Annotated in this window: 1 protein-coding gene; it reads left to right on the forward strand. The window is 66.4% G+C overall.

The genetic code is table 11. The annotated features are described in order from the left end of the window. Positions 1–2,184 (forward strand): DUF1522 domain-containing protein (locus AX729_RS20430; protein ID WP_061026174.1); only part of this gene is annotated, 2,184 nt, incomplete at its 5' end.

The raw sequence follows: 2,184 nt of genomic DNA on the forward strand, positions 1-2,184 counted from the left end.
CGTCTGTCGACCGGCAAGAGCGTCAACTCGGCCCTGGACAATCCCACCAACTTCTTCACGGCCCAGTCGCTCGACAACCGCGCCAGCGACATCAACAATCTGCTCGACGGCATCGCCAACGGCGTGCAGGTGCTGCAGGCTGCCAACACCGGCATCACCTCGCTGCAGAAGCTGATCGACTCGGCAAAGTCGATCGCGAACCAGGCGCTGCAGACCACGGTCGGTTACTCCACCAAGTCGAACGTCTCCACGACGATCTCGGGTGCGACCGCCGCCGACCTGCGCGGCACGACGTCCTATGCCAGCAACACCGCCCTCAGCAACGTGCTGTATAGCGGCGCTGCCGGCGGCGCGACCGCTGCGACCGGCACGACGACGCTCGGCGCGACCCAGGGCACGTACTCGAACGCTGTGGCCGTGAACGCCGCCGACGGCACCACTGCCGTCACCGGCACGATGACCCTGATCGGCACCACCGCCGCCACGAAGATCGGCACGGCTCCGGCCGACGGCGACACGCTGACGGTGAACGGCAAGACCATCACCTTCCGCTCCGGTTCGGCTCCGGCGGCCACTGCGGTCCCGACCGGTTCGGGCGTCAGCGGCAACCTCGTGACCGACGGTAGCGGCAACACCACCGTCTATCTCGGCACCGCCGGCACCCCGGCTGCGACCGTCAACGACCTGCTGACCGCGATCGATCTCGCCAGCGGCGTGCAGACCACGACGATCACCAACGGCGCCGCGACGATCGGTGTCGCTTCCGGTGCGACGGCCTCGTCGATGGCCGCAGGCATCGTGACGCTGAAGAGCTCGGCGGGTGCGGACGTGTCCGTGACCGGCAAGGCCGACCTGCTCAAGGCTGTGGGTCTGACCACCGCGACGGGTGGCGGCAACGCCACGGTGACGGCGACCCGTACCACCAGCTCGACCTCGCTGGGCGCTCTGATCTCGGATGGTTCGACGCTGAACGTCAACGGCAAGGTCATCACCTTCAAGAACGCGCCGGTCCCCGGCTCGACCAACGCTCCGGCGATCCCGACCGGCTTCGGCAAGAGCGGCAACGTGATCACCGACGGCAACGGCAACTCGACGGTCTACCTCCAGGCCGGCAACGTCAACGACGTGCTCAACGCGATCGACCTTGCCACCGGCGTGCAGACCGCCACCATTGCCGCCAACGGCACCGCGACGCTTGCGGCCGCCTCGGGCCAGATCGCCTCGTCGATCAACGCCTCGGGCCAGCTCAAGCTCTCGACCGGCGTCAATGCCGACCTGTCGATCACGGGCACCGGCAACGCGCTGAATGCGCTCGGCCTCGCCGGCAACACCGGCACCGCCAGCGCGTTCTCGGCGGCCCGCACCTCCGGCATCGGCGGCATCAGCGGCAAGACCCTGACCTTCACCTCCTTCAACGGCGGCACCGCGGTTGACGTCACCTTCGGCGACGGCACCAACGGCACGGTCAAGACGCTGGACCAGCTCAACTCGAAGCTTCAGGCCAACAACCTGTCTGCGACGATTGACGCCAACGGCCTGCTGACGATCTCGACCACCAACGACTACGCGTCCTCGACCATCGGTTCGAGCGCCGCGGGCGGTGCGATCGGCGGCACGCTGACCTCGTCGCTGACCTTCTCGACGGCTTCCACCCCCGTCCAGGATACGGTTGCGCAAACCTCGCGTGCCAATCTGGTCAACCAGTACAACAACATCCTGAACCAGATCGACACGACGGCGCAGGACTCCTCGTTCAACGGTGTCAACCTCTTGAACGGCGACCAGCTCAAGCTGGTGTTCGACGAGACCGGCAAGTCGAACCTGAGCATCACCGGCGTGACCTACAACTCCAAGGGTCTGGGCCTTGCTGCGCTGACTAGCGGTGTCGACTTCATCGACAACGCGGCCACCAACAAGGTGCTCACCAACCTGAACGCTGCGTCGAGCACGCTGCGCTCGGAGGCGTCGAGCCTCGGTTCGAACCTCTCGGTGGTGCAGATCCGTCAGGACTTCAACAAGAACCTGATCAACGTGCTGCAGACCGGCTCGGCCAACCTCACGCTGGCCGACACCAACGTCGAAGCGGCCAACAGCCAGGCGCTCTCGACCCGTCAGTCGATCGCGGTCTCCGCGCTGTCGCTGGCCAACCAGTCGCAGCAGAGCGTGCTCCAGCTGCTCCGCTAA

Source organism: Bradyrhizobium sp. CCH5-F6, assembly GCF_001556045.1.
Classification (GTDB): domain Bacteria; phylum Pseudomonadota; class Alphaproteobacteria; order Rhizobiales; family Xanthobacteraceae; genus Bradyrhizobium.